A 26529-nucleotide genomic window follows, 5' to 3' on the forward strand; every position below is an offset into this window, starting at 1 on the left:
CAAGGAGGCTGACAGTTTCATATGGATAAGATAAAATTTCCGGGCCTCCACATTAAAATGGATGATTTCATCCCCGCTACCGAGGCTGAAAAGGAATACATGGTGCAGATGCGTCCCTCGTCCACGTTCTTCCAGGACGGCGTCAAGCGTCTGCTGAAGAACAAGGTCGCCACGGTCTGCTTCTTCATTATTATCATCATCGCCCTCATGTCCATTTTCCTGCCCATGTTCTGGCCTTACTCCTACGATCAGGCGTTGGGTGTGGTACCCGGCAAGCCCGTGGACGCTTCCTATAACAATCTGGCGCCTTTTGAATACGGTGCCACGGAGCAGAAGATGATCGACGCCGGCGAGTCCGTCTTCCCCCACATCTTCGGCACCGACGCCGCCGGACGCGACTACTTCATCCGCGTCATCTACGGCGCCCGCGTCTCCCTGGCCGTCGGCTTCTTCGCCAGCATCATTGTGCTGGTCATCGGCATGACCATCGGTTCCATCGCCGGTTACTGCGGCGGCAAGGTCGATCTGGTCATCATGCGCATCGTCGATATCATCTACTCCCTGCCGGATATGCTGATGATCATTCTATTGGCAACCGTACTGAAGCAAGCTCTGGAGCCGGTGTTGGAAGGCACCGTACTGGCCCGGCTGGGCACCAACATGATCAGTCTGTTCATCGTCTTCGGCCTGCTGTACTGGGTCTCCATGGCCCGTCTGATCCGCGGTCAGATTCTGTCCCTCCGGGAGCAGGAGTACGTTCTGGCCGCCCGGGCCACCGGCGCGCGGGGCAAGTGGGTCATCACCAAGCACCTGATTCCCAACTGCATCAGCGTCATCATCATTTCCACGGCCCTGCAAATCCCCAGCGCCATCTTCACCGAGAGCTACCTGTCCTTCCTGGGCCTGGGCGTCAACGCCCCCATGCCCTCTCTGGGCTCTCTGGCCTCCGAGGCCCTCAACGGTCTGAACTCGTACCCCTACCGTCTGATCTTCCCCGCCATTGTGATCTCTCTCATCGTGCTGTCCCTGAACCTCTTCGGCGACGGCCTGCGCGATGCCTTTGATCCCAAGCTCAACAGCTGAGAAAGGAGCGTATGAACAACCATGGCATTGCTTGAAGTAAAAGACCTCCATACCTCCTTTTTCACCGACGCCGGTGAGGTGAAGGCTGTCAACGGCGTGTCGTTCAACCTGGACCACGGCAAGGTTCTGGGCATTGTGGGCGAATCCGGTTCCGGCAAGTCCGTCACTGCCTATTCCATCATGCAGATTCTGGCCTCCACCGGCAAAATTGTCGGCGGCTCCATCAAGCTGGACGGCCAGGAGCTGGTGGGATGCGGCGAAAAGGTCATGAAGACCGTCCGCGGCAACAAGGTATCCATTATCTTCCAGGACCCCATGACCTCTCTGAACCCCACCTACACCATCGGCCATCAGCTCATGGAGGCCATCATCCTCCACACCGACCGCAACAAGCAGCAGGCCAAAGAACGGGCCATTGAAATGCTGCGGCTGGTCAATATCAACGAGCCGGAAAAGCGCATGAAGCAGTACCCCTTTGAATTCTCCGGCGGTATGCGCCAGCGTATCATGATCGCCATGGCTCTGGCCTGTGAGCCCGATATTTTGATTGCCGACGAGCCCACCACGGCCCTGGATGTCACCATTCAGGCCCAGATTCTGGAGCTGATGCAGCAGCTGCAAAAGGAGCTGGGCATGGCCATCATTATGATCACCCACGACCTGGGCGTTGTGGCCCAGATGTGCGACGAAGTCATCGTCATGTACGCCGGTTCCATCTGCGAGCAGGGTACCGCCGACGAGATTTTCTACAATCCCCGCCACGAGTACACCAAGGGTCTGATGCGGTCCATCCCCTCGGCGGAGACGGCGGGCCAAAAGCTGCGGCCCATCACCGGTACGCCCATCGACCTGCTGAACATGCCCGCGGGATGTCCCTTTGCGCCCCGCTGCGACGCAGCCATGAAAATCTGCCTGCGGGAGCGCTGCCAGCGCATGCAGATCAACGACATGCACCAGGCGGCCTGCTGGATGAACGTCAAGCTGGGTCTGGAATCCGGCGAGCTGTCGCTGGATAACACCAACGAAGGGAGTGACGCCCAATGAGTGAGCAGAAAAACCAGCCGTTGCTGGAAGTCAAGGACCTGAAGCAGCACTTCAATATCAACATGGGACTGTTCAAGTCCAAGCCGTTGAAGGCAGTGGACGGCGTCTCCTTCTCCATCCGCAAGGGAGAAACCCTGGGTCTGGTGGGCGAATCCGGCTGCGGCAAGACCACTGTGGGCCGCACCATCCTGCATCTGTACAAGCCCACCGCCGGCGAGGTGTGGTACAACGGCAAGCGCATTACAACCAAGGAGGACATCAACGAGTTCCGCAAGAAGGCCACCATGGTGTTCCAGGACCCCTATTCCTCCCTGAATCCCCGCATGACCGTCTCCGATATCATCGGCGAACCCCTGGACGTCCACAAGCTCTACTCCTCCAAGGAGGAGCGCCGGGAGCGAATCCTGGAGCTGATGGGCCATGTGGGCCTCAACAGTGAGCACGCCTCCCGCTACGCCCATGAGTTCTCCGGCGGTCAGCGCCAGCGCATCGGCATCGCCCGGGCCTTGGCCGTGAATCCCGATTTCATCGTCTGTGACGAGCCTGTTTCCGCCCTGGACGTGTCCATTCAGGCCCAGGTTATCAATATGTTCGACGAGCTCCAGGAAAAGCTGGGCCTGACGTACCTGTTCATCGCCCACGACCTTCTGGTGGTGCGGCATATCAGTGACCGCATCGCCGTCATGTACCTGGGCAAGATGGTGGAGTTGGCCGACGCCGAGGAGATTTACAATCATCCCCTGCATCCCTACTCTAAATCCCTGCTGTCGGCGGTGCCGGTACCCGATCCCAAGATCGCCCGGGCCAACCAGCGCATTATGCTGACCGGCGACATCCCCAGTCCCCTCAACGCCCCCTCCGGCTGCCCCTTCCGGACCCGCTGCCCCCGCGCCACCAAACTGTGCGCCGAGGCCATGCCGGAATTCCGTGAGGTGTCCAGCGGTCACTTCGTCGCCTGCCACCATCTGGACCAGGCGTAATCCCACTCTCGTCAATATGTGCACACCGTGCATATTGGATATCTTTTTGGAAAGGAAGAACCAAAAATGAAAAAGTTTGTGGCATTGGTCCTTGCATTGACCATGGCCCTGTCCATGTTTGCCTGCGGCAGCAAGGACACCACCGGCGATACCGCCGATAACGGCTCCACCACCACGGAGAACGGCGGTACCACCACCACTACCGACGGCAGCGCGCTGTCCGTCTGTCTGGCCTCTGAGCCCGACACCATCGACCCCGCTCTGAACTCCACCGTAGACGGCGCCACCATGGTGGCCCACCTGTTCTCCGGTCTGGCTACCTGGAAGCAGGATGCGGATGGCAACCTGGTCATCGCCCCCGACGCTGCTGAGGAGCTGGTGGAAGGCGTCGTCAACGAGGACGGCACCGTCACTTACACCTACACCCTGCGCGACGGCCTGACCTGGTCCGACGGCGAGCCTGTCACCGCCGGTGACTTCGTCTTTGCCTGGAACCGCGCCGCCTCTGTGGACCTGGCTGCCGACTATGGCTACATGTTCGAGGTCGTGGACGGCTACGCCGACATTTGGGAGACCGACGAGGCCGGTAACTTCGTCAACCCCGATGCCAAGCTGAACGTTGAGGCCCCCAATGACAAGACCATCGTGGTCACCCTGGCCAATGCCGTTTCCTACTGGAATGAGCTGCTGGCTTTCCCCACCTATTACCCGGTCCGTGAGGACGTGGTCGCCAACGAATCCTGGGCCACTGATCCCTCCACCTATGTGTCCAACGGTCCCTACACGCTGACCGGCTGGGAGCACAACAGCGTCATCACCCTGACCAAGAACGAGCACTATGTGGATGCTGATCTCGTCACCATGCCCCAGATCAACTTCTACCTGTCCGATGACTCCAACAACATGCTGACCAACTTTGAGAACGGCAGCTGGCAGCTCATCGACGATGTGCCCACCAACGAAATCGCCAACCTGCAGACCGCCTATCCCGACGAGTACTTCGTCGTGGGTCAGCTGGGCACCTACTATGTCTGCTGGAACATCAATGAGGACATCCTGCCCGAGGGTTCCGGCCTGACCGGCGTCGACGCCGAGAACGCCAGATCGGAGATCCGCAACGCCATCTCCCTGCTGTTCGACCGCAACTACATCGTGGAGAGCGTGGCCCAGGGCGGCCAGAAGCCCGCTTCCTCCTTCGTGGCCATGGGCATTACCAACCCCGACGGCACCCAGTTCTATGAGACCGCCGGCGGCAACGACTACCCCGGCTACTATGACGTGTCCCCCGAGGCTTACGAGTCCAACTTCGCCAGCGCCATCGAGACCCTGAAGAAGTACTATGACTACGACGAGGCCACCGGCCAGTTCACCAACTTCCCCGCTCTGACCTACCTGTACAACACCGGCGACTCCCACAAGGCCATCGGCGAGTATCTGGCCAGCGCTCTGTCCAGCGTGGGCATCACCCTGAACCTGGAGAACCAGGAGTGGAACACCTTCCTGAACAGCCGTAAGGACGGCGCTTACTCCATCGCCCGGAACGGCTGGCTGGCCGACTACAACGATCCCATCTCCTTCCTGGACATGTGGACCACCGCCTCCGGCAACAACGACGTTCAGTACGGCAAGGGCGACCATGCCGCCGTGGCTGCCTACAGCCTCGATCTGACGCCCTACGGCATCGACTACACCGTGGAGAACGCCACTTGGGCCGACACCTACGACGTGCTGATCTCTGAGATCAAGTCCTGCACCGACAATGACACCCGTTATGAGATGATGCATCTGGCCGAAGACATGCTGATGGAGACCGGCTGCATCGTGCCCCTGTACTTCTACACCGACATCTATATGCTGGACAGCAGTGTCAAGGGCTTCTACTCCAACCCCCTGGGCTACAAGTACTTCATGTACTGCACCATCGAGGGCTAATTGGACGTATCTCCATAAAAATTGCCCGGAGCCAATCGGCTCCGGGCTTTTTTGCGGTGAATGACGTTTCATTTTTGGGCGAACAGCTCGATGATATGCAGGATGATATCGGTGGCCTTGTCCATACGCTCCACAGTGATACACTCGGCGGTACCGTGATAATTGAAGCCGCCGGTACCCAAGTTGGGACAGGGCAGGCCCATCCAGCTGAGACGGGCGCCGTCGGTGCCGCCGCGGACCGGAACCGCCACCGGCTGCAAACCCGTTCTGCGGATGGCCTCCTGGGCCGTCTCCACCAGATGGAAGTGGGGCATAATCTGCTCCACCATGTTGCGGTACTGGTCGGCCAGGGTCACCGTGACGGTGTCCGCGCCGTACTTGTCATTGAGCCGCTTGGCCACCAGCAGCAGATAGTCCTTTTTGTTCTGCTGCTTGTCGGCGTCGTGGTCCCGCAGGATGTACTCCAGCTTGGCATCGGTGATGTTGCCGCTCATGTGGCACAGGTGGTAGAAGCCCTCCCGGCCCTCGGTGTGCTCCGGCCGCTCCATGGCCGGCAGGGCGGCATGGAACTCCATGGCCACATTGAGGGCGTTGATCATCTTGTCCTTGCTGTCGCCGGGATGGACCGAGAAGCCGTGAATCTCCACCGTGGCGGAAGAAGCGTTGAAGTTCTCATATTCGATGCCGCCCACGTCGCCGCCGTCCAAGGTGTAGGCATAGTCGGCGCCGAAGCCGGGAATATCGAAGCGGTCGGCGCCCTTGCCCACCTCTTCGTCGGGGGTGAAGCCGATGCACACTTTGCCGTGGGCCATATTGCCGGACAGAATCCGCTCCGCTGCCGTCATGATCTCGGCCACACCGGCCTTGTCGTCGGCGCCCAGCAGGGTGGTGCCGTCGGCGGTGATCAGCGTCTCGCCCTTCAGATCGGCCAGGAAGGGGAATTTTTTCACCGTCAGCACCGTGTCGCCGCCCAGAACCACGTCGCTGCCGTCGTAGTTCTCATGGAGAATGGGGTTGACGTTCTCACCGGGGGCGTCGGGGGCCGTATCCATATGGGCAATCAGACCCAGGGCGGGCTTGTCCTCATAGCCGGGCGTGGCAGGGATGGAGCCGTAGACGTAGCCGTTCTCATCCACACGGGCGTCGGCAACGCCCATCTGGTGCAGTTCCTCCACCAGCAGCTTGGCCAGGTCCAGCTGGCGGGCCGTGGAGGGGAACGTCTCGCTCTTGGGATCGGATGTGGTGTAAATTTTGGCGTAGCGGATCAGTCGTTCATATGCTCTCATATTCCAAATGGTTCCTTTCCTGTAAAATCCGGGCCTTCCGGCCCATATGACTACGTTACAACAGGAACCGCGCCCTGTCAAGGCCGCCGCCGTTCGACCGATATCGGCCATGTTTTGGCCGACCGTACCGGCGAAAGAATATAAAAAATCCCCGACCGCTATTGCAGTCGAGGATTGGCAGCGGGTGAAGGATTCGAACCCTCACAAACGGAGTCAGAGTCCGGTGTGCTACCATTACACAAACCCGCTATCTTGTGTTTTGCACCGTTTTTGGCGTTTCGTTTTGGTACAGCGCCTCAGTGCATGATTATTATACACGAATCACGAAAAATGTCAACACCTTTTTTAAAAAATTTTTGATTTTCTTTTTTCCCTTGTGTCCCGTGGCCTGGGGTGCTATGATGGACCCAAGAAATCCGGCATATACTATCCCCATCTGCTCGTATTCTTGGGAGGCACAACTTTATGAACTGGATGCAACAAGCCAAGCGGTTTTATATTCTTCTCTCCTCGGCCCTGATTCTGTTGGGCCTGGTGGTGGCCATCTGGCCTCTGCAATCCCTCTATACCATCTGTTATCTTGTCGGCGGCGTCAGCATGCTTTTCGGCGTAGCCAAACTCATCAGCTACTTTACCAAGGATGGTACCAGCCTGGCATTCCAGTTTGATCTGGTCCTGGGCGCTCTGGCTCTGGTGTTCGGCATCATCCTCTGTTTCCATCCTGGCAATGTTCTGTCCCTGTTGCAGCTGCTCATCGGCCTGTTCATTCTCATCGACGGCCTTTTGAAGCTGCGCACGGCATTGGATGCCCACCGCATGGGCCTGAACCGCTGGTGGAGCGTTCTGGCCGCCGCCCTCCTGTCAGCCGCCGCCGGTCTGCTGCTGATCTTCAACCCCTTTGCCGGAGCCCGGGCGCTGATGATGCTCCTGGGCATCACCCTCATCATCGAGGGTGTGCAGAATCTCTTTGTGGTGCTCTACACCACCCGCCACTTCCGCCAAGGCCCTGATGATCTGGATATCGTATACGAGGAGTAACCGGCTCCTTCCTGCAAAAAGCGGACGGTTTCGTCCGCTTTTTTCGTTCTGACGCCGGATTGCGCCGCATAGGATGGAGAGCTGGTGCAGAAACTGAGAATATCTATTGCACATCGCCCGTTTCTTCGCTATACTAAGTCCCGTCCGACATTTTTCGGACGGCAGATGGGAGGATCGTCCATTGCTCGGTAAATTTCAGACCGCCGCCCGGTATTTCCGTGGCTATAATATTTCCACCCTGGCCGCCGGTGCCTCCTTCTTTATGCTGTTGTCCATTGTACCGCTGCTGACCCTGGTGGTGTCGCTGCTGCGCTATCTGCCCTGGACGCTCCAGGACCTGCTGACCATGATGGAGCAGATTCTGCCCGACGCCGTCATGTCCACGGCGGAGGATTTCGTCCGGGACCTGTACACCTCCAATCTGCTGGCGGTGGCCTCGGTCTCGGTCATCGTGGCCCTGTGGGCCGCCTCCCGGGGCGTCTACGGTATGCTCAACGGCATCAACGCCATTCTGGGCGCCGACGAGTCCCGCAGCTATATCCGGCGGCGGCTGACGGCCATTTTCTACACCTTTCTGTTGATTATCGCCCTGTTTGTCACCCTGGCCCTCCACGTCTTCGGCCAGTTCCTGCTGCATCTGGCCGATCAGTGGGACATCTGGATTCTGGAAGCCGTGGCCCGGCTGGTCCATCAGAGAAATCTCCTGACCCTGGGACTGCTGTCTCTGCTGTTCACCATGATTTTTGCCTTTTTCCCCGCCAAACCCATGCGCCTGCGCAATGTGGTACCACCGGCCATTGTGACGGCCATTGGCTGGATGACCTTTTCCTGGCTGTTCTCCATCTATGTGGACCACGGCGGCGGCGGGTCCTATTTCTACGGCAGCATGACGGCGGTGGTTTTGGGTATGTTGTGGCTGTATATCTGCATGTGCATTGTCTTCTGGGGCGGCGTCCTCTGCCACCTGTCGGAGCAGGGCAAGCTGAATCTCCGCACCCTGCGGGAATTTCTGAAAAATCCATGACGGTTGTCACAAAACGGTCACAATTCTGTGGTATCCTATCAGGACAGTCTGTTAACTGAAAGGATACCGCCGTGTTCGGATACATCACCGCCGATGCCCGCCTGCTGACGGAGGAACAGCGTACCCGGTACGCCGCCTGTTACTGCGGCCTGTGCCGCCGGCTGGGCCGGGAATGCTCCGCCGTCAGCCGTCTGACGCTGACCTACGATATGACCTTTCTGGTGCTGCTGCTGTCCTCCCTCTATGAGCCGGAGGAGACGGCGGGCCTGGGCCGCTGCGCCGTCCATCCGGTGAAGTCCCGGCCCCACTGGCACAACGACGCCACCAACTACGGCGCCGCCATGAACGCCGCCCTGGCCGCGTACAACTGCCTGGACGACTGGCAGGACGACCGGAATCTGCCCAAGCTGGCCTTATGGCAGCTGCTGCGCCGTCCTGTCCGGGCCGTACAGGACCGCTATCCCCGGCAGAGCGGAGCCATCACCGCGTCTCTGGACCGGCTTTCGGCCATTGAGGCCGCCGGGGTTCCGGACCCCGACGGGGCCGCCAACGCCTTCGCCCATCTGCTGGGGGAAGTGTTTGTCTGGCGGGAGGACCGCTGGGCCGACGATCTGCGGACCGTGGGCCAGGGGTTGGGCCGCTTTGTCTACCTGCTGGATGCGGCCCTGGACCTGCCGGAGGACCGGACAAAAGGCCGCTACAATCCCCTGTCCCACTGGGCCGCCGAGGGCCGGACCCTGGCGGACTTCCGCCCCATGCTGACCATGCTCCTGGGGGAAGCCACAGCGGCCTTTGAGCGTCTGCCCCTGGTGCAGGATCTGGAGCTTCTGCGCAATATCCTCTACTCCGGCGTATGGCAGCGCTACGAAAGCGCGCTGCGGAAACAGAACAGCCAAAACGAAGGAGGGTCCCATGATATCCGACCCGTATAAGGTATTGGGCGTCAGCCCCGACGCGTCCGACGACGAGATCAAACAGGCCTACCGGCGGTTGGCCAAGAAATACCACCCGGACATGAATCCGGGCAACGAAGAAGAAGCCGCCAAGAAAATGAACGAGATCAACGCCGCCTACGATCAGATCAAAAACCCCGAAAAGGCCCAGCAGAACCCCTACGGCCAGCCCGGCGGCAATCCCTACGGCGGCGGCAGCCCCTTCGGCGGCGGCTACGGCGATCCCTTTTCCGCCTGGTATGAGGCCCAGCGGCGACAGCAGGCCGAATACGAGCGCACCACGCCGTCGGAAATCCGTGCGGCGGAGAACTACATCCAGTTCGGCCGGTACCGGGAGGCCATTAACGCCCTGTCGGGTCTGGACGTGTCCCGCCGGACGGCCCAGTGGTACTATCTCAGCGCCGTGGCCAACAGCCAGCTGGGCAACCGGACGACGGCGCTGGAACACGCCCGGCGCGCCGTGGAGATGGAACCCGGCAATCTCCGTTACCGGCAGGTGCTCCAGCAGCTGGAGCAGACGGGCCGGGTCTACACCCAGCACCAGCAGGCGTACCGGGGCGGCGTGGCCCAATTCGACCCCTGCAAAACGGTGGCCCTGTTCTGTCTCTGCAACGCCTGTTGCAGCGGCGGTTCCTGCTGCTATCCCTGCGGCTTCGGCTTCTACCGCTGAAGCCGCCCCAACCCCGTTCACCCCCATACGGCGCGGGGTTCTTTTGCGCCGGAAACACTTTGGAGGTACACACAAATGAAGAAAGAGCGTGCACAATTCAAAAGCTCCATCGGCTTTGTGCTGGCCGCCGTCGGCTCGGCGGTGGGCATGGGCAATATCTGGCTGTTTCCCTACCGGGTGGGCCAGTACGGCGGCGGAGCGTTTCTGATTCCCTATTTTATCTTTGTGGCCCTGTTCAGCTACGCGGGATTGTCGGCGGAATTTGCCTTTGGCCGTCTCACAGGCACGGGTACCGCCGGTTCCTTCGACTATGTATTGAAAGCCAAGGGCAAAAAGGGCGGCAACCTCATCGGCACCCTGCCCCTGCTGGGCGTCCTGGGCATCGCCATCGGCTATTCGGTGGTGCTGGGCTGGGTGCTGCGGTACTGCGCCGGCGCGTTCACCGGTTCGGTGCTGACATCCAATTCCCAGGGCTATTTTGATTCGCTGGCCGTCAGCTTCGGCTCCATTCCCTGGCACCTGATCGTCATTGTCGCCACGGTTCTCATCCTCATCAAAGGGGTATCCAGCGGCATCGAGAAAATCAGCAAAATCATGATGCCCACCTTCTTCGTCCTGTTCGTCATCATTGCCATCCGCGTCTTCTTCCTGGACGGCTCCTCCAAGGGCTACGCCTACCTGCTGAAGCCCGACTGGAGCTACCTGCTGGTGCCGGAAACGTGGGTCATGGCCATGGGACAGGCCTTCTTCTCCCTGTCCATCAACGGCGCGGGTATGCTGATCTACGGCAGCTATATGCGCCGGGATGAAGACATCATCAAGCATTCCGGCATGACTGCCCTTCTGGATACCCTGGCAGCGCTGTTGGCGGGCTTTGCCATCATTCCCGCCGTGTTCGCTTTCGGCATCGACCCCACCTCCGGCCCGTCTCTGATGTTTGTGACGCTGCCCCAGGTGTTCCATCAGATGCCCGCCGGTCAGATTTTCGCCATTTTGTTCTTTGTGTCCGTATTCTTCGCCGGTATCACGTCTCTTATCAATATGTTTGAGGCGTGCAGCGAAGCCCTGTCCTCCCAGTTGAAGTTGGGCCGGACCCTGTCCATCTGCATCATCGGTATTGTCACCTTTGCCGTATCCGTGTTCCTGGAAGCCCTGCCCGACATGGGCGCGTGGCTGGACGCCGTCACCATCTATATTGCCCCCTTCGGCGCGGTGCTGTGCGCAGTGTTTATCTATTTCATTCTGGGCATGAAGAATATCAAGGCGGAGCTGAACATCGGCCGCAGCCGTCCCCTAGGCCGTCAATTCGACGTCATCGCCTATTTCTATGTGATTCTGGCAGCGGCTGTCGTGGTCCTGGGCATCTACTACGGCGGTATCGGCTAAAACAGCGGCGCCACCCAATCTTAAACATTCAAAGTTTTACTCGATTTTTTTCAAAAAATCGCAGGGGTCCAGGGGGCAGCGCCCCCGGTCGCCCCGCGCACGGGGCGAAACGCCCGCCCGCCGCACGTGAGCGCCATGGCGCCAGTTGCCGCCACCCATGCAAAAAAATAAAAAAACACAGTCTCCGAAGCCTTGTGGTTTCGGAGACTGTGCCATATCAGGCCGATCTTACTTCTTGCAGAAGGACAGGCAATCGGTGCACTGATCCATGGAGGGGTTGCTCTCATGGGTGCCGATGCTCACCTTCTCCAGGGAGCAGTAGTTCTCAGCGCCGCAGTGGTGGGTGCAATTCTTGACGGTGCAGGCAATGCATTTATTGGCGTTCATACGTTTGTTCCTCCTTTTTATTGGGTACAGACGTAGTATGACCGCAATGCGCCGCCGTCATGCAGGATGATTCTGGAAATTATTTTTGAAACAGCGGCGTGGACAGATACCGGTCACCGGTGTCGGGCAGCAGCGCCACAATGGTCTTTCCGGCGTATTCCGGCCGTGCTGCCAGCTGGGCAGCAGCCCATACGGCAGCGGCGGAGCTGATGCCCACCAGAACGCCCTCTCCGGCGGCCAGTTCCCGACCGGTGGCGTAGGCGTCCTCCTCGGCCACGGTGAGCACTTCGTCATAAATGGTACGGTCCAGCAGTTCCGGAACGAAGTTGGCGCCGATGCCCTGGATGCCGTGGGGTCCCGCCTTGCCCTCGCTCAAAAGGGGCGACTTGGCCGGTTCCACCGCCACAATCCGCACGTTGGGATTCTGTTCCTTGAGGTAGCGGCCCACACCGGTGACGGTGCCGCCGGTGCCCACACCGGCCACAAAGACGTCCACCTTGCCGTCGGTATCGCTCCAGATCTCTGGGCCGGTGGTCTCATAGTGGGCCTTGGCGTTGGCCGGGTTGGAAAACTGTCCGGCCAGAATGCTGCCCGGCGTCTCCTTTTGCAGAGCTTCCGCCGCATCCACGGCCCCCTGCATGCCCTTGGCCGCCGGGGTCAGCACCAATTCCGCACCGTAGGCCGCCAGCAGCTGCCGCCGCTCCAAACTCATGGACTCCGGCATGGTCAGAACGACCCGGTATCCCCTGGCCGCCGCCACCGCCGCCAGGCCGATGCCCGTATTGCCGGAGGTGGGCTCGATGATGGTGCCGCCGGGCTGCAAAAGCCCCCGCTCCTCGGCATCGCGGATCATCCAGCAGGCCGCCCGATCTTTGACGCTGCCTGCCGGGTTCAAATATTCCAGCTTGGCCAGCAGCCGGGCCTTCAGGCCATGGCGTTGTTGATAGTTGCGCAGTTCCAGCAGGGGCGTGCCGCCCACCAGCTCTGTGATGGCTCCGTAGATCTTCATAGTGGAGCGCCTCCTTTCCGTTTCCCGTATGATACCACATATTTCCCATTAAGTCGATAGAAATTTGAAATCAACAAAAATTTCAATTTTACTTTACTATTCGTCACAATCGTATTATACTGTACTCGTGCGGTCATTTGTGGCCGCTCCGTCACTGTAACATCCTGAAGTTTAAAATTTCGGGCAGATATTGGAGGAACACACTATGTCTAATTGTGCGATTGTAGGCATCAACTGGGGCGACGAGGGCAAGGGCCGCATGGTCGATCTGGTGACCCAGGATTACGACGTTGTCATCCGTTATCAGGGCGGCAGCAACGCCGGTCACACCGTCATCAACGAGTACGGCAAATTCGGCCTGCACCTGCTGCCCTCCGGCATCTTCCGCAAGGGCGTGGTCAATATCCTCGGCAACGGCGTGGCGCTGGACTGCGAGGCTCTGTGGGAGGAGATGAGCGGCGTCATGGCCGCCGGTGTATCCATCACCCCCGACAACCTGAAAATCTCCGAGCGCACTCCCCTGCTGCTGCCCTATCACCGGGATCTGGACTCCCTGGAGGAGGCCCGGCTCAAGGACAAAAAGTACGGCTCCACCAAGCGCGGCATTGCTCCCTTCTACAGCGACAAGTACCAGAAGAAGGTCATTCTGGCCGGTGAGCTGTTCCACCCCGAGCACCTGAAAGCCCATCTGGCCGACATCCTCGAGTGGAAGAACCTGACGGTGGAGAAGGTCTACGGCGCTCAGCCCTACAAGCTGGAGGACATGCTGGCCTGGCTGGATGAGTTCGGCGGCAAGATCAAGCCCTTTATCTGCAACACCGTCACCTTCCTGCGCGACGCCCAGGCCGCCGGTAAGAAGTTCCTCTTCGAGGCCCAGCTGGGCGCTCTGCGCGATCTGGACTTCGGCATCATCCCCTACACCACCTCTTCCAACGCCATCGCCGCCTATGCCCCCGTGGGCGCCGGCTGCCCCGGCATCAAGCTGGACGAGGTCATCGGCGTGGTCAAGGCCTACTCCACCTGCGTGGGCGAGGGTCCCTTTACCTGCGAGTGGTTTGGTGAGGAGGCCGACAAGCTCCGCGAGGCCGGTGGCGAGTACGGCGTCTCCACGGGCCGTCCCCGCCGCGTGGGTCCCATCGATATTGTAGCCACCCGCTACGGCGTTCAGATGCAGGGCGCTACCAACATTGCCCTGACCAAGCTGGACATTCTCTCCTATATGGACAAGATTCCCGTCTGCGCCCGCTATGAGCTCCACGGTGAGATGACCGACGAGTTCCCCTTCCCCGTGGACCTGAACGATGCCAAGCCCGTCATTGAGTATCTGGACGGCTGGAAAGAGGACATCGCCGGTGTCCGCCGCTGGGAGGATCTGCCCAAGGCCGCCCAGGACTATGTGCTCTATGTGGAAAAGGCCATCGGCTGCCACATCGGCTATGTGTCCGTGGGTCCCGAGCGCGACGCCATCATCCTGCGCTGATGTTGTCTGACCAGAAGGAGGAGTGGAGAGAATGACCGACCGTTACGAAAGCCCCCTGTCGTCCCGTTACGCATCCCAGTTTATGCTGCGCCAGTTTTCCGCCGAGAAGCGCATTGAGACGTGGCGGCGGCTGTGGATTGCCCTGGCCCGGGCTGAGCACAATCTGGGCCTGCCTGTGACCCAGGAGCAGGTGGACGAGCTGGTGAAGGGCATTGCCCCCATCGACTTCGAGGCCGCCGCCGCCAAAGAGGCGGAAATTCGCCACGATGTCATGGCCCACATCTATGCCTATGGCCTCAACTGTCCCCTGGCCAAGGGCATCATCCACCTGGGCGCCACCAGCTGCTATGTCACCGACAACGCCGATCTGGTGCTGTACCGGGACGCGCTGCTGTATCTCCGGAAGCAGCTGGCCGCCGTCATTGAAAATCTGGCCAACTTCGCGCTGGAATACCGCTCCATGCCCGCTCTGGGTTACACCCATTATCAGCCGGCCCAGCTGGTCACCGTGGGCAAGCGGGCCAGCCTGTGGCTCCAGGATTTGATGCTGGACATGGAGGAGCTGGACGACGTCATCGGCGCCATCCGCTTCCTGGGCTGCCGCGGCACCACCGGCACCGAGGCCTCCTTTATGGAACTGTTCGCCGGAGACACGGCCAAAATCGACGAGATGAACCGTCAAATTGCCGCTGAGTTCGGCTTTGACCGCTGCTACGACGTCTGCGGCCAGACGTATCCCCGCAAGCTGGACAGCCGCATCCTCAACGCGCTCTCCTCCATCGGTCAGAGCTGCTATCGCTTTGCCAACGACCTGCGCCTTCTCCAGCACGACCGTCAGGTGGAGGAGCCCTTTGAGACGAAGCAGGTGGGCTCCTCGGCCATGCCCTACAAGCGCAACCCCATGCGCTCCGAGCGCATCTGCTCCCTGTCCCGCTACATCATGGCCGACGCGCTGAACGCCCCCATGACCGCCTCCACCCAGTGGATGGAGCGGACGCTGGACGACTCCGCCAACCGCCGCATCAGCCTGCCCGAGGGCTTCCTCTGCTGTGATGCGGTCCTGCGGCTGATGCAGAACGTCACCCGCGGTCTCCACGTCAATGAGAAGATTGTGGAGAAGTTCGTCATGGAGTATCTGCCCTTTATCGCCACGGAAAACCTGATGATGGAGGCCGTCAAGCGCGGCGGCGACCGCCAGCAGCTCCATGAGATCATCCGCACCCATTCCATGGCCGCTACAGCCCGGATGAAAGAGGGCCTGACCTGTGACCTGCTGGAACGTCTGGCCGGTGACAGTGCCTTTGGTCTGACGCTGGAGGAAATCCGCACGGTTCTCGATCCCAAGCTGTACATCGGCCGCTGCCCTGAGCAGGTGGAGCGTTATGCCAACCTCTGCCTGGCCAAGGCCAAGGAAGTCGGCACCTTGTCGGCTGAAGATATCAATCTGTAAAAGGAAGATAGAATTCATGAGAATTACCACGCCCGAAAACGACATTTCCCAGATTCTCTTCACGGAGAAGCAAATCGCGGCCCGGGTAGAAGCCCTGGGTATGGAGCTGACCACCGAGTACAAGGACAAGAAGCCCGTCATGGTCTGTGTCCTCAAGGGCGCGTCCTTCTTCTACATCGATCTGTGCCGTCAGATGCAGTGCAACATCGATATGGACTTTATCTCCGTGTCCAGCTACGGCGCCGGCTCCAAGTCCTCCGGCGTTGTGAAGCTCATCAAGGACCTGGATACCGACATCACCGGCCGCCATGTGGTGCTGGTGGAGGATATCATCGACTCCGGTCTGACCCTCTCCTATTTGAAGGAGTTCTTCGGCGCCAGAAAGCCCGCCTCCATCCGGACCATCAGCTTCCTGGACAAGGTGGACCGCCATCCGGCGGCGCTTAAAACCGATTACTGCGGTTTTGATATTCCCGACGAGTTTGTGGTGGGCTACGGCCTGGACTATGCCAATTACTACCGCAATCTTCCCTATATCGGTATCCTCAAGCCCGAGGTCTACGCCGACTGAGTTTCCCAGCGGCAGACGCCAAACAGTAAAAGTTCTACTCGATTTTTGAAAAATCGAGTAGAACTTTTTTTATATTCCTCATGGCCGCCCCTCTGCAAGCGGCCCGCTTTATAAAGATTTCGTTAGAATGACACGTTCCGCCTTGACTTCGCGGGATGCTGCCCGTATAATCCCCTCCAGTAACTTTGGAAAGGAACCGGTGCCACGCCATGTCTCAGGACGACACCAGCGACGACAACCGAACCGAATACCGCATAAGATAGAGCATGGTCTGCCGCGTCTGCGGGAGGTCGTGCTCTTTTACGCTTTGCCCGTCCCTACATAGCCCCGTTCCGCCGTATCAAAAAGGAGAGAATGTTCTTGGACAGTATTCCCCAACAACTGCTGTTGCAGCTTTTTCTGATCTTCCTCAACGCATTTTTCGCCATGACGGAAATTGCCGTCATTTCCCTCAGCCCGGCCCGGCTGCGGAAGCTGGCCGAAGAGGGCGACAAAACCGCTCCCCGGCTGTTGAAACTGGTGGAGGAACCGGCCGGTTTCCTGTCCACCATCCAAATCGGCATTACCCTGGCCGGGTTTCTGGCCAGCGCCTTCGCCGCCGAGAATTTTTCCGATGTGCTGGTCAACTGGCTGTATTACGATCTGGGCTTCCAGTCCCTCCCCGTAGACGCTTTGGATACCCTGGCCGTCATCCTCATCACCATCGTTTTGTCGTATTTCACTCTGGTGCTGGGCGAATTGACGCCCAAACGCATCGCCATGCAGAAACCTCTGGAGGTGGCGAAGCTGTCCTGCGGCGTGGTGTCGGCGCTGTACTTTGTCATGCGCCCCGTCATCTGGTTGCTGTCGGCATCCACCAACGGCCTGTTGCGGCTGCTGCACATGAAGGTGGAAGCCGAGGAAGAGACCGTCACAGAGGAGGAAATCCGCATGATGGTGGACCTGGGCGAAGCCCGTGGGGCCATCGAAAGCGAAGAAAAGGAGTGGATTGAAAACGTCTTTGACTTTGGAGATGCCATGGCCCGGGATGTGATGACCCATGTTTCCGATGTGACGGCCATCCCCCTGGACGCCGCCGACGGCGAGATTATGGAAACCATTCGGCAAACGGGCCTGTCCCGCTACCCGGTGTATGATGAGGACGAGGACGACGTGGTGGGCATTCTCAGCGCCCGTGTCTTCCTGCTGGACCGGACCGGCGACGCCCCCCGTCCCTTAAAAGACCTGCTGCGCCCGGCCTACTGCGTCCCCGACACCTTAAAGGCCACGTCCCTGCTGCGGGATATGCAGTCTCAAAAAATCCACCTGGCCGTGGTGGTGGACGAATACGGCGCCCTGGCCGGTCTGGTGACCATGGAGGACCTGGTGGAGGAAATCGTGGGGAAAATCTACGATGAATTCGATCCTTCGGAGCCGGTGGACATTGAGGCGGTGGAGCCGGGCCTGTGGCGCATCACCGGCACGGCCCATATTGACGATGTGGCCGAAGCGTTGGACGTGGAATTGCCGGAGGATTTGGAATTTGACACCCTGGGCGGTCTGGTGTTCAGCCGTCTGAATACCATCCCCGAGGACGGTGCCACCCTGGACGTGGAAGCCTACGGCCTGGAAATCCATGTGGAAGCCATCGAGGACCGGCGCATTGTCACCGCCCTGGTTAGAAAACAGCCCGTTTAAAAAAGTTTTACTCGATTTTTAAAAAAATCGAGTAAACTTTTATAGTCTGTATCGCTTGTTGCTTTCAGAGGGCTTCCAGCCGGTAACAGTCCTCCCGCCGGTGTTGCAGCAGGGGCAGCTGACGGCGAATGGCGGCCACCCGTTTCAAATCCAGCGTCACCAACTGGGCGTCCTCCCCCTCCTCCAACTGGGCCAGCACCGTTCCCCAGGGGTCCACGGCAATGGAATGGCCCCAGGAGTGATACGACGCCGTCCGGTCCCGTGCCGGGGCCGTACCCAGAAAAAACATCTGATTGTCCAATGCTCTCGCCCGGAACGTCAGTTCCCAATGGGCCGGGCCTGTGGTCATATTGAACGCCGCCGGAACCAGCACCACCCGTGCTTTTGCCAGCGCCATCAGCCGCGCCAGCTCCGGAAACCGCAGATCGTAACAGATGCACAGGCCCATACGCCCGAATTCCGTATCAAACACCGTCACTTCGTTTCCCGCCGTCAGCGTATCCGATTCCCGGAAGTGCTGGCCCCCGTCCACATCGATGTCGAACAGATGCATTTTTCGGTGACGGGCAATTTGATGGCCCTGCCGGTCAAAGACATAGGCCGTGTTGTAAATCTTGCCGCCCAGACCCAACTCCGGCATGGACCCGGCCGACAGATACATCCCGTAGGCTTTGGCCAGATCGGCGCACCGCTGCCAGAGAGGGCCGCCCACGGCCTCGGCATACTTGGGAAAAGCGGCGGTATCATAGGGACAACCGAACATTTCCGGCAGGGCCACCAGATCGGCGCCCGCCGCCGCCGCCTTTTCCATCCACCAGGCCAGGGCGTTGAGGGTGTCTTCCTTACGAGTACAGACCTTGCTTTGGACCTGATAAACCTTCATAAGATTCTTCATGGCATCTCCTCCTTTTCCCACAGTATACCATACTTTGGTCATTTCGCGCAGGATGCTTTACGGAAACCGACCATATTTTTCCCCTTTGCCCTATTACACAGCGGGCCCTATCTGTGCTATACTGAGTGGCGCAAATGGTAGTCGCAGTGTGGAACCACGAGATGAAAGTTTCGTGGTTCCTCTTTTTTTGTCGAAACTATGGGAAAAGGAGATTCAATTTATGCCCAAAACCAAACTGCAAAACGTCATCTTCACCATCATTATGGCCCTGATCATGGTCTATGGCATGATCGTCTACAATGTGGCCCTCAACACCGGCGGCGTCACCAACGCCACCTTTGCCATGGCCCTCCACGAGCTGCCCATTATGGCCCCCATCGCCTTTGTACTGGAGTTCTTTGTGGTGGAAAAGCTGGCCACCCGTCTGGCCTTTACCTTTATGCGCCCCACGGACCGGCCTCAGTTCATCACCTACGCCATTTCCCTGATGATCGTCTGCATCATGTGCCCTGTGATGAGCCTCATTGCCACCCTGCTGTTCAAAGAACCCAGCTTCGGCACCTGGGCCCATACCTTCGGCTGCAACATGCCCATGGCCCTGATCTGGCAGCTGTGCTACTGCGGTCCCCTGACCCGGCTGATCTTCCGGACCCTGTTCCGCAGCGCCGCCGAACCCGCCGCCCACTAACATTCCAGCGCCCCGTCCGACACGGGGCGCTTTTTTGTTTACATAAATTCCTCTTGCGGAATGTTGTTCCAAAGAGTATGATAAAGGAAACCTTTCTCCCCCGGCCCAAAGGAGGTCCTTTCATGAAGCGTTCTGTTCGGTTGCTGTTGGCCTGGGTGCTGATCCTGGCCATGACCGTTTCTGCTTTTGCCCTGCCCCGCCCCCAGGAAGGCCCCGGCGGCAGCATTCCGTCCACCGGTTCGGTGCTGGTGCTCCAGGGGGATTCCCCCTGGGGCCTGCTGGACGGCCGCATGACGGCCACCACCGGTTCCCGCTATGCACAAAACGGCGTCCAGCTGGTGCCATTGGCCCAGACGGCCGCGGCCCTGGGCGGTACGGTGACCACCGGCGGCGGCGCGGTGACGGTGCAATATCGGAATCGGTTCCTTACCTTTACGGAGGGCAGCTGGTCCGCCCAATCGGAGAGCGAGCCCGTGGCTCTGTCGGCCACACCGGTAACTGTGGACGGCGTGTTCCACGTTCCGGCGGTATCCCTGTCCCATCTGGGCTGGACCGTACATACTACCGGCTACTATGACGGCGATCTGGTGCTGTTATCCCGGACTTCCCTGCCGGAGGACCGGCTGGAGGCGGCGCTGTCCTCCGCTCTGGAGGTGCTGGGGCCGAACGCCGGTCTGTTCCCGTCCTCGTCGGTGCTGCTGCGGCTGGATTCCCGCTGGTCCGTCCAAAACGGCAAGACCACGGCCCTGTCGGAGACCACGGACGCCGTGACGCCCACCCGCAGCGGCAGCGCCATTCTGGTACCCCTGGCCGTCTGCGCCCCGGCCCTGGGCTATACGGCGACACCGTCGGACGGCGGCTATCTCGTCACAGGCCACGGTACCTCCCTGACCTTCTCCCAGTCCATGGTATCCACCGCCGATGTGGCGGCCCGGCTGGGCGGCCACGTCTATCTGGATGACGCGACCGGCGCCATTGTGATCTCCGCCCATTCCCTGGACGCCAAGCCGTCCCTGCGGTCCAGCGCCCTGAAACAGGCGGGACAACTGACGCTGCTGGACAGCGAACTGGCCAAGGGATACATTGCTCTGACCTTTGACGACGGTCCCTCCGGCTCCGTCACCGCCACACTGTTGGACGGTCTCAAGGCCCGGAATGCCCACGCCACCTTTTTCCTGTGCAATTACCGCATCTCCACCTTTCCCCAAACCATGGGCCGCTATCTGGCCGAAGGCCATGAGATTGCCAACCACTCGGCCACCCATGCCAACCTGGCCGCCGCCTCGTCTTCCACGCTGTCCCGGGAAATCGACACCACCAACAGCACCATCACCCAGCGCACCGGCGTGACGCCCACGCTGCTGCGTCCACCCGGCGGCGCCTACGACAGCGACGTACTGGCGGCCCTGAAAAGCCGGGGCATGAGCTGCATTCTGTGGAGCCTGGACCCCCAGGACTGGAAGCTGCGCAACACAGAAAAAATCGTCCAGGCCGTGGTGTCCCAGGTGGAGGATGGCGACATTGTCCTGCTTCACGACATGTCCAACGCATCGGTCCAGGCGGCCTTGCAGATCATCGATATTCTGCAAGCCAAAGGCTACCGTTTCGTTACCATCTCCGAACTGGCCGAGATCAAGGGCGTAACCCTACAGCCCGGTCAGGTCTACCGCGGATTTACCGATTAAAAAACTCATTGGGGCACATTTGCAAGAAATGTGCCCCAATTTTTGCGTTTTATATGCTTCTTCATAAGGTGGCCATCCTCAAAAAAATCTCCCGTTGTCGCTATCAATATACGACAACGGGATGGTATTTGGCAAGATTACTGTGGAAACCGGGCGCGAAAACAGATGAAACATCCATGGCGCGCCGCCGTCAGCGTGCCGCCGTGGTGCTCCACAATGGCCCGCGCCACCGACAGGCCGATGCCGCTGCCGCCGGTGGTGCGGCTGCGGGCGGTGTCCACCCGGTAGAATCGGTCGAACAGTCGTTCCGGGTCCAGGTCCTCCGGCAGCGTGCAGCCGTTTTCCACCTCCAGAATGATGTCCCGCAGGACGTAGAGCCGCAGGGTGATGGTGCTGCCTTCGTCGGCATACCGAACGGCGTTGTCCATCAGCAGCGACAGCATCTGCTGAATGGCGGCAGCGTCGCCCCGAATCTCAACACCGTCGGCAATTTCCAGCATCAGTCGCCGCTGCCGCGTCTCCGCCACGGCCCGATATTGTTCGGCCACGTCCCACACGGCTTCCGACAGCACAAAGGCATCATTTTGGAACGGCGTTTCCTCATCCATCCGGGACAAGGTGATGAGGTTGGCAATCAGTCCAGACATGCGTCCGGCCTGACGTCGGATGCTGGCAACCCATTCGTTGCCGGGCAGCTCCGCATCCAGCACATCGGCGCTGGTGGAAATGATGGTCAGGGGCGTTTTCAGCTCATGGCCCGCGTCGGTGAGAAATTGTTTCTGCTGCTCGGCGCTGCGGAGCATGGGCCGAATGGCCCGCTTGGACAGCAGATACACCAGCAAAAATACGGCCAGATAGGCCACCGCCGCTACAGTGACCGAAATCAGCAGCGTATTGAGGGCCATGCGCCGGTCCGGCTCAAAGTTGAGGAACACCACCGCGATGTCTTCGCCGTTTTCCACGGCCCGGTACCGGTAGTCGCCGCAGAAGCCGTATTCCTTCTCCTGTTTTAATGCCTGAACGTAAAAGTCCGCCGCCTCTGTCTCGGATACGGCGGCAATGCGCTCCATTTCCACATTGGTGACAGCGGTACCGTCTCCGTGCACCACAAAAAACCGGGTGAAAAAGGGCGTCTCCTCCGTGTAGTGGACCGCCGGTTCCGGCCGCAGGTCCCCGGAGAGGACCTGGGCATAGTCCGGAAGCCGTCCGTCGTTGTGGGAGATGAACCGCAGCATGGCGTCGGCGCCCTGGAGCAGCCGCCCGTAGCTGAGGACGTTGATGGCCGCCAGCAGGAACAGGAACACCAGCAGGGTAGAACCCATGGCAATGCGGATAAACCGCCATTGGAGCCGTTTTAACATGGGCCGTCCTCCAGGGTGTAGCCCACGCCCCGGACAGATTGGATGGTGACCCGGCTGTGCAGGGCCGCCAGATGCTTGCGCAGATAGGCGATGTGGACCCAGACCACATTGATCTCCGTATCGCTGTCAAAGCCCCAAATGCGCTCCAAAAAGGTGGCGGCAGACAGAAGGACGCCGGTATTGCGCAGCAGCAGTTCCAGAATCTGAAACTCCTTGCCGCCCAGGCGCATGGAGCGGCTGCCGCAGGTCAGCAGACAGGAACCTGTGTCCAAGGTCAGGTCCCCGAAGGACAGCCGCTCCTGGACGTAGGAGGGACGCCGCCGCAGCAGCGCCCGGACCCGGGCCAGAAATTCCTGAGAGGAAAAGGGTTTTGGAAGATAGTCGTCGGCTCCGGCGTCCAGCCCCGCCACCCGGTCGTCGATCTCGCTCTTGGCCGTCAGCAGCAGCGTGGGCGTGTGGTCTCCGGCGGCACGCATCCGGCGCAGCACCGTCAGCCCGTCCACCTGTGGCATCATCACATCCAATACCACAGCATCATAGGACCCGTTTTCCAGATAATCCAGCGCCTGTGCGCCGTCCTCGGCCACGTCCACCGTGTACTGGCTCCGTTCCAGCATGATTTTCAGGGCACGGGTGATTTCCCATTCGTCGTCGGCCAGCAGAATGCGCATGGTCCTTCCCCCTTTCCGTACTGATATTCAGTATACGGCCTTTCTTCGCCCTTTGCAACGGTCAAGCCCGAATCTCCTGGCGCATAAAGCCGATGTAGGACACGGCGAAGCAGACGGCGGTCAGCGCCACCATACACACCAGATGGGGCCACACCAGCAGCAGGCTCTGGCCGAAGGGCAGATAGCCCGCCACCGCGCCGGACAGCTGGGACATGGTGATGACGCCGATGGACCGGACATTGGGGTTGAGAATGGTACCGGCTGCCTCGCTGAACAGGTAGTAGGGAGAAATCCGGTTCAGGGACAGTTCCAGATTGTAGTTGGCCTCCTGGTTGTAAAAGCCCGCGATACCGTCCAGGGGGTAGGCCGCCGAGGCGATGGCCCCAGCCACCATGGAGAAGAAAAAGGAGAGGAAAATCCAGATGGCGATGGCGCCCAACGCTGCCGTGGCCGCGTGGCGGCACCAGACGGACAGTACCATGGAAAAGGCCAGCCAGAAGGACACATAGACGCCGCAGAGGGCCAAAAAGGCGATGATTCGGGCCACCTCTTCCCCCTTGGGCGGCACGCCCAGGCTGAGGATACCCGCCCCCAGGACCAACAGGCCCATGGCGAAAATGGTCAGAAAGATGACGGCCACACCGGAGAGAAATTTGCCGTTGAGGATGGCGTCCCGGTGGATGGGCTGGGCCGCCAGACGGTTCAGCGTTCCCTGGGACCGCTCCCGGCTGATGGCGTCAAAGCCCAGGACAATGCCCATCAGCGGGGATAGAAAGGCCAGGAACGACGCAAAGGACGGCAGGTTGCTGCCGCTGGTGGTAAACAGCGTCAGATAGAGGAAATCCAGTTCCTCCGAGGTGTCGCGGATGGTGGACAGGGCCCCGTAGAAGCCCGCCACCCCGGCAATGGCCAGCAGGGCAAAGAGCAGCAGGAACCGGTTGCTGTTGAGCTGATCGGCCAGCTCCTTGCGAAACAGGGCATGGAGACCGCCGCCACGGGGCGTCCGTTCACGCTCTGCGCCGGAGGATTCCGCGCTTCTTATCTGTGGGAAGGTCATGGGACGCACCTGCCTTTTCAAAGTAGTTGTGATAGATTTCATCCAGATCATCGCTGCGCTGGCACAGGCGCTGGATGTCGTAGCCCCGCTCCAGCAGCAGCCGGGCCAGGACGGGCCGCAGGTCCGCTTCGCCCTGGACCAGCCAGCCGCCGCCGTCCATGGGCCGCAGCTGCCGCAGGCCGTCCAGTCCCTCCAGCAGGGTTTTTAAAGTTTCATCGTTGGGGGTGGCGGCCACTTCCAGAATGGGACCGCCGTCGCCCCGCAGTTCCTTGGCCAGCTGTGCAATGGGACCGCACGCAATGAGACGGCCCTCCACAAAGATACCCACCCGGTCGCAGATCTGCTGGACCTGCTGTAATTGATGGGACGAGAGGAGAATGGTCCGCTGGTCCTGGGTGGACAGATGCCGGATCAGCGTCAGCAGGTCCCGCATACCCTCCGGGTCGATGCCCAGGGTGGGCTCATCCATAATGATGACCCGGGGGTCCTTAATCAGCACATCGGCAATGCCCAGTCGCTGACGCATACCACGGGAGTAGGTACCGGTCTTCCGGTCCCCGGCCTCCTCCAGGCCCACCCGGCGGAGCAGGCCGTCGATGCGGGCTTCCAAAGCGTCGCCGCTGAGACCGTTGAGCCGTCCGGTGAACCGCAGGTTCTCCCGGCCCGTCATATCGGTGTAAAAGCCCACATTGTCCGGCAGATACCCCACCATGCGCTTGACGGCCAGGGGTTCTCTGGTGCAGTCGTGCCCGGCGATGGCGGCGGTACCCTCGGTAGGCTCCGTCAGACCCAGGAGCATCAAGGTTGTGGTGGTCTTGCCTGCGCCGTTGGGACCCAGCAGACCGAACACCTCGCCCCGGTGAATGGACAGGTCCAGCTGATCCACCGCCGTCACCGTGTCATAGCGTTTGGTGAGGCCGTGGGTTTCAATGATGATCTCCGCCATACGCTCACCGTCTTCCGTACTTATGGAATACCCAGTACAGGCCACCGGCCACACACAGCAGCAGAATGACGCCCACGGCGCCCCAGAGGGTGGAGGTCTCCACGGAGATGCGGAACTCGGCGCCGTCGTTGGTCTCGCTGTTGGAAGCGCTGATGGACACCACATAGTCGCCGGACAGTGCATCCTCACCGGCACTGATGGTGGCGGTGACCTCCTTGGTGGCCCCGGCCTCCAGCAGTTCCACAGTGGATTCACTGAACTCCACGGCCCAGCCGTCGGGGGTGGTGGCGGTCAGGTTGATGTTTTGCAGGTCCGTGTTGCCGTTGTTGGTCAACGTCAGGGTGATGTCCGTGTCCTTGCCCGCCTGGGCGTCGGCGCTGAGCAGGCCGCTGGGCGTGGACAGGACCAGATCGTATGTACCGGTGATGACCACCGACAAGTCTGTGGACAGCGTGTCGTTGGCACTGACGGCGGAACAGGAGATGTCATAGCTGCCCGCCTCGGCGGTAGCCGGCGGCGTCACATTGACGGTGACGCCCTGGCTGCTGCGTGCGTCCACGGCAAGACTGGCCACCTGGGTGGACTCGCCGGTGGGCTGATACGTCACGGTCCATCCGGTGGGGGCGTTGGTGGAGAAGGTATAGGTCTGCTGGCTGGCGCTGTTGTTGACCAGAGTTGCATCGAAGCTGAAGGATGTGGACGCCGAGCCCTCCTGCTCGGGATACTGGGCTTCAAAGCTGGACGTTCCTGTTTCACCGGCGGTGAGCTGCAATTCCAGTGTCAGGGTGTCGGTGGCGCCGCTCTCACCGGTGGCCAGCAGGCCCACCGTATAGGTGCCGTCGGCGGCGTCATCGGGAATGGACAGTTCAAAGGTTGCCAGACCCGTGTTTTCCCCGTCGCGGACGAAGACACGGGAGATCTGTCCGCCGTTGCCGGTAAAGACGCCCTCCCAGCCCTCGGGCAGACTGGTCACCGACAGGGCCACGCTCTGGCCGCTGCCCATAGCGTTGTCGAAGTCCATGGTAAAGCTCAGATCGTCACCGGCCTGGGCGGTGATGCCGGGATAGGCGGTGCTCATCTCCAGACCGCCGGCGGCGGAAGCCGTCATGGGCAGGGCGCACAGCAGCATCGCGCCGACGGCGACGGCGGCAGCCGTCCGGGCGCGGCGGTGGGTATGGGGTTGATACATAGTGGTTCACTCCTTGTGGCGTTTTGCAGGTGCCCCCATCATAGGGCAGGCACCATAAGCGAACCTT

At 60.2% G+C, this 26529-nt stretch carries 24 protein-coding genes and 1 tRNA gene; 15 read left to right on the forward strand and 10 right to left on the reverse strand.

Annotated elements, in window-relative coordinates; all coding sequences use genetic code 11:
• Window positions 1-21: 21 nt before the first annotated feature.
• From ACTQ33_RS06805 to ACTQ33_RS06820, 4 genes are all read left to right on the forward strand, one after another.
• The gene (locus tag ACTQ33_RS06805; protein ID WP_441463279.1) at window positions 22-1083 is read left to right on the forward strand and encodes an ABC transporter permease; all 1062 of its coding nucleotides are present in this window, start codon (window positions 22-24) and stop codon (window positions 1081-1083) included.
• A gap of 21 nt (window positions 1084-1104) precedes the next feature.
• Window positions 1105-2127, forward strand: a complete 1023-nt coding sequence (locus tag ACTQ33_RS06810; protein WP_441463281.1) for an ABC transporter ATP-binding protein — start codon at window positions 1105-1107, stop codon at window positions 2125-2127.
• Window positions 2124-3107, forward strand: coding sequence for an ABC transporter ATP-binding protein (locus tag ACTQ33_RS06815; RefSeq protein WP_441463283.1), 984 nt, complete (start codon window positions 2124-2126; stop codon window positions 3105-3107). The genes ACTQ33_RS06810 and ACTQ33_RS06815 overlap by 4 nt, the downstream gene beginning before the upstream one ends.
• Before the next feature lie 66 nt (window positions 3108-3173).
• Window positions 3174-5039, forward strand: coding sequence for a peptide ABC transporter substrate-binding protein (locus tag ACTQ33_RS06820; RefSeq protein ID WP_441463285.1), 1866 nt, complete (start codon window positions 3174-3176; stop codon window positions 5037-5039).
• Between the two features lie 68 nt (window positions 5040-5107).
• Here the strand turns inward: ACTQ33_RS06820 and pepT are convergent, their stop codons facing one another.
• Both pepT and ACTQ33_RS06830 read right to left on the reverse strand, forming a co-directional pair.
• Window positions 5108-6325, reverse strand: a complete 1218-nt coding sequence (gene pepT, locus ACTQ33_RS06825; RefSeq protein ID WP_441463287.1) for a peptidase T — start codon at window positions 6323-6325, stop codon at window positions 5108-5110.
• Between the two features lie 175 nt (window positions 6326-6500).
• Window positions 6501-6574, reverse strand: a tRNA-Gln gene (locus tag ACTQ33_RS06830).
• A gap of 216 nt (window positions 6575-6790) precedes the next feature.
• Here ACTQ33_RS06830 and ACTQ33_RS06835 point away from each other — a divergent pair.
• The 5 genes from ACTQ33_RS06835 to ACTQ33_RS06855 all read left to right on the forward strand — a co-directional run bounded on the left by ACTQ33_RS06835 (window position 6791) and on the right by ACTQ33_RS06855 (window position 11396).
• Entirely contained in the window at window positions 6791-7363 is a 573-nt protein-coding gene (locus tag ACTQ33_RS06835; RefSeq protein ID WP_441463289.1) for an HdeD family acid-resistance protein, read from the forward strand.
• A 181-nt stretch (window positions 7364-7544) separates the two neighbouring features.
• A complete protein-coding gene (locus tag ACTQ33_RS06840) occupies window positions 7545-8387 on the forward strand; it encodes a YihY/virulence factor BrkB family protein (protein ID WP_441463291.1) in 843 nt (280 codons plus the stop codon).
• A gap of 71 nt (window positions 8388-8458) precedes the next feature.
• Window positions 8459-9319 (forward strand): DUF5685 family protein, encoded by an 861-nt coding sequence (locus tag ACTQ33_RS06845; protein WP_441463293.1) that lies wholly within the window; start codon window positions 8459-8461, stop codon window positions 9317-9319.
• Window positions 9300-10010, forward strand: a complete 711-nt coding sequence (locus ACTQ33_RS06850; protein ID WP_441463295.1) for a DnaJ domain-containing protein — start codon at window positions 9300-9302, stop codon at window positions 10008-10010. Before ACTQ33_RS06845 ends, ACTQ33_RS06850 begins: the two co-directional genes overlap by 20 nt.
• A gap of 75 nt (window positions 10011-10085) precedes the next feature.
• A complete protein-coding gene (locus tag ACTQ33_RS06855) occupies window positions 10086-11396 on the forward strand; it encodes a sodium-dependent transporter (RefSeq protein ID WP_441463297.1) in 1311 nt (436 codons plus the stop codon).
• Between the two features lie 228 nt (window positions 11397-11624).
• Here the strand turns inward: ACTQ33_RS06855 and ACTQ33_RS06860 are convergent, their stop codons facing one another.
• Window positions 11625-11783, reverse strand: a complete 159-nt coding sequence (locus ACTQ33_RS06860; protein WP_441463299.1) for a DUF1540 domain-containing protein — start codon at window positions 11781-11783, stop codon at window positions 11625-11627.
• A gap of 79 nt (window positions 11784-11862) precedes the next feature.
• The gene (gene cysK, locus ACTQ33_RS06865; protein WP_441463300.1) at window positions 11863-12792 is read right to left on the reverse strand and encodes a cysteine synthase A; all 930 of its coding nucleotides are present in this window, start codon (window positions 12790-12792) and stop codon (window positions 11863-11865) included.
• Between the two features lie 205 nt (window positions 12793-12997).
• Between cysK and ACTQ33_RS06870 the strand changes: the two genes are divergently transcribed.
• From ACTQ33_RS06870 to ACTQ33_RS06885, 4 genes are all read left to right on the forward strand, one after another.
• Window positions 12998-14272 (forward strand): adenylosuccinate synthase, encoded by a 1275-nt coding sequence (locus ACTQ33_RS06870; RefSeq protein ID WP_441463302.1) that lies wholly within the window; start codon window positions 12998-13000, stop codon window positions 14270-14272.
• 31 nt (window positions 14273-14303) lie between these two features.
• Window positions 14304-15722, forward strand: coding sequence for an adenylosuccinate lyase (purB, locus tag ACTQ33_RS06875; protein ID WP_441463304.1), 1419 nt, complete (start codon window positions 14304-14306; stop codon window positions 15720-15722).
• 16 nt (window positions 15723-15738) lie between these two features.
• Window positions 15739-16293, forward strand: coding sequence for a hypoxanthine phosphoribosyltransferase (gene hpt, locus ACTQ33_RS06880; RefSeq protein WP_441463306.1), 555 nt, complete (start codon window positions 15739-15741; stop codon window positions 16291-16293).
• 360 nt (window positions 16294-16653) lie between these two features.
• Window positions 16654-17970 carry a hemolysin family protein gene (locus tag ACTQ33_RS06885; protein ID WP_441463308.1) on the forward strand — a complete coding sequence of 439 codons (1317 nt, stop codon included), beginning with the start codon at window positions 16654-16656 and terminating at the stop codon, window positions 17968-17970.
• A 64-nt stretch (window positions 17971-18034) separates the two neighbouring features.
• On the opposite strand, the gene ACTQ33_RS06890 is transcribed toward ACTQ33_RS06885, so the two are convergent.
• On the reverse strand, window positions 18035-18865 hold the full coding sequence (locus tag ACTQ33_RS06890; RefSeq protein WP_441463309.1) for a carbon-nitrogen hydrolase family protein: 831 nt from the start codon (window positions 18863-18865) through the stop codon (window positions 18035-18037).
• A gap of 220 nt (window positions 18866-19085) precedes the next feature.
• On the opposite strand from ACTQ33_RS06890, the gene ACTQ33_RS06895 reads away from it, so the two are divergent.
• Window positions 19086-19553 (forward strand): DUF2798 domain-containing protein, encoded by a 468-nt coding sequence (locus tag ACTQ33_RS06895; RefSeq protein WP_441463311.1) that lies wholly within the window; start codon window positions 19086-19088, stop codon window positions 19551-19553.
• A gap of 122 nt (window positions 19554-19675) precedes the next feature.
• Window positions 19676-21238, forward strand: coding sequence for a polysaccharide deacetylase family protein (locus tag ACTQ33_RS06900; protein WP_441463313.1), 1563 nt, complete (start codon window positions 19676-19678; stop codon window positions 21236-21238).
• Window positions 21239-21375: 137 nt separating this feature from the next.
• On the opposite strand, the gene ACTQ33_RS06905 is transcribed toward ACTQ33_RS06900, so the two are convergent.
• The 5 genes from ACTQ33_RS06905 to ACTQ33_RS06925 form a co-directional block, all read right to left on the reverse strand.
• A complete protein-coding gene (locus tag ACTQ33_RS06905; RefSeq protein WP_441463315.1) occupies window positions 21376-22599 on the reverse strand; it encodes a sensor histidine kinase in 1224 nt (407 codons plus the stop codon).
• On the reverse strand, window positions 22593-23270 hold the full coding sequence (locus ACTQ33_RS06910; protein ID WP_441463317.1) for a response regulator transcription factor: 678 nt from the start codon (window positions 23268-23270) through the stop codon (window positions 22593-22595). Before ACTQ33_RS06910 ends, ACTQ33_RS06905 begins: the two co-directional genes overlap by 7 nt.
• Before the next feature lie 61 nt (window positions 23271-23331).
• Window positions 23332-24327, reverse strand: coding sequence for an ABC transporter permease (locus ACTQ33_RS06915; protein ID WP_441463319.1), 996 nt, complete (start codon window positions 24325-24327; stop codon window positions 23332-23334).
• Window positions 24278-25273, reverse strand: coding sequence for an ABC transporter ATP-binding protein (locus ACTQ33_RS06920; RefSeq protein ID WP_441463321.1), 996 nt, complete (start codon window positions 25271-25273; stop codon window positions 24278-24280). Before ACTQ33_RS06920 ends, ACTQ33_RS06915 begins: the two co-directional genes overlap by 50 nt.
• A gap of 4 nt (window positions 25274-25277) precedes the next feature.
• On the reverse strand, window positions 25278-26462 hold the full coding sequence (locus ACTQ33_RS06925) for a COG1470 family protein (protein ID WP_441463323.1): 1185 nt from the start codon (window positions 26460-26462) through the stop codon (window positions 25278-25280).
• Between the last annotated feature and the right edge of the window lie 67 nt (window positions 26463-26529).

This window comes from Candidatus Avoscillospira sp. LCP25S3_F1, from assembly GCF_052117125.1.
In the GTDB taxonomy this organism is placed as follows: Bacteria; Bacillota; Clostridia; order Oscillospirales; family Oscillospiraceae; genus Avoscillospira_A.

Bases quoted from the DNA above. Each gene is read 5' to 3' on its own strand.
- ACTQ33_RS06805 (WP_441463279.1), top strand. From the start codon at position 22: ATGGATAAGATAAAATTTCCGGGCCTCCACATTAAAATGGATGATTTC.
- ACTQ33_RS06810 (WP_441463281.1), top strand. From the start codon at position 1,105: ATGGCATTGCTTGAAGTAAAAGACCTCCATACCTCCTTTTTCACCGAC.
- ACTQ33_RS06815 (WP_441463283.1), top strand. From the start codon at position 2,124: ATGAGTGAGCAGAAAAACCAGCCGTTGCTGGAAGTCAAGGACCTGAAG.
- ACTQ33_RS06820 (WP_441463285.1), top strand. From the start codon at position 3,174: ATGAAAAAGTTTGTGGCATTGGTCCTTGCATTGACCATGGCCCTGTCC.
- pepT (WP_441463287.1), bottom strand. From the start codon at position 6,325: ATGAGAGCATATGAACGACTGATCCGCTACGCCAAAATTTACACCACA.
- ACTQ33_RS06835 (WP_441463289.1), top strand. From the start codon at position 6,791: ATGAACTGGATGCAACAAGCCAAGCGGTTTTATATTCTTCTCTCCTCG.
- ACTQ33_RS06850 (WP_441463295.1), top strand. From the start codon at position 9,300: ATGATATCCGACCCGTATAAGGTATTGGGCGTCAGCCCCGACGCGTCC.
- ACTQ33_RS06855 (WP_441463297.1), top strand. From the start codon at position 10,086: ATGAAGAAAGAGCGTGCACAATTCAAAAGCTCCATCGGCTTTGTGCTG.
- ACTQ33_RS06860 (WP_441463299.1), bottom strand. From the start codon at position 11,783: ATGAACGCCAATAAATGCATTGCCTGCACCGTCAAGAATTGCACCCAC.
- cysK (WP_441463300.1), bottom strand. From the start codon at position 12,792: ATGAAGATCTACGGAGCCATCACAGAGCTGGTGGGCGGCACGCCCCTG.
- ACTQ33_RS06870 (WP_441463302.1), top strand. From the start codon at position 12,998: ATGTCTAATTGTGCGATTGTAGGCATCAACTGGGGCGACGAGGGCAAG.
- purB (WP_441463304.1), top strand. From the start codon at position 14,304: ATGACCGACCGTTACGAAAGCCCCCTGTCGTCCCGTTACGCATCCCAG.
- hpt (WP_441463306.1), top strand. From the start codon at position 15,739: ATGAGAATTACCACGCCCGAAAACGACATTTCCCAGATTCTCTTCACG.
- ACTQ33_RS06890 (WP_441463309.1), bottom strand. From the start codon at position 18,865: ATGAAGAATCTTATGAAGGTTTATCAGGTCCAAAGCAAGGTCTGTACT.
- ACTQ33_RS06895 (WP_441463311.1), top strand. From the start codon at position 19,086: ATGCCCAAAACCAAACTGCAAAACGTCATCTTCACCATCATTATGGCC.
- ACTQ33_RS06900 (WP_441463313.1), top strand. From the start codon at position 19,676: ATGAAGCGTTCTGTTCGGTTGCTGTTGGCCTGGGTGCTGATCCTGGCC.
- ACTQ33_RS06905 (WP_441463315.1), bottom strand. From the start codon at position 22,599: ATGTTAAAACGGCTCCAATGGCGGTTTATCCGCATTGCCATGGGTTCT.
- ACTQ33_RS06910 (WP_441463317.1), bottom strand. From the start codon at position 23,270: ATGCGCATTCTGCTGGCCGACGACGAATGGGAAATCACCCGTGCCCTG.
- ACTQ33_RS06915 (WP_441463319.1), bottom strand. From the start codon at position 24,327: ATGACCTTCCCACAGATAAGAAGCGCGGAATCCTCCGGCGCAGAGCGT.
- ACTQ33_RS06920 (WP_441463321.1), bottom strand. From the start codon at position 25,273: ATGGCGGAGATCATCATTGAAACCCACGGCCTCACCAAACGCTATGAC.
- ACTQ33_RS06925 (WP_441463323.1), bottom strand. From the start codon at position 26,462: ATGTATCAACCCCATACCCACCGCCGCGCCCGGACGGCTGCCGCCGTC.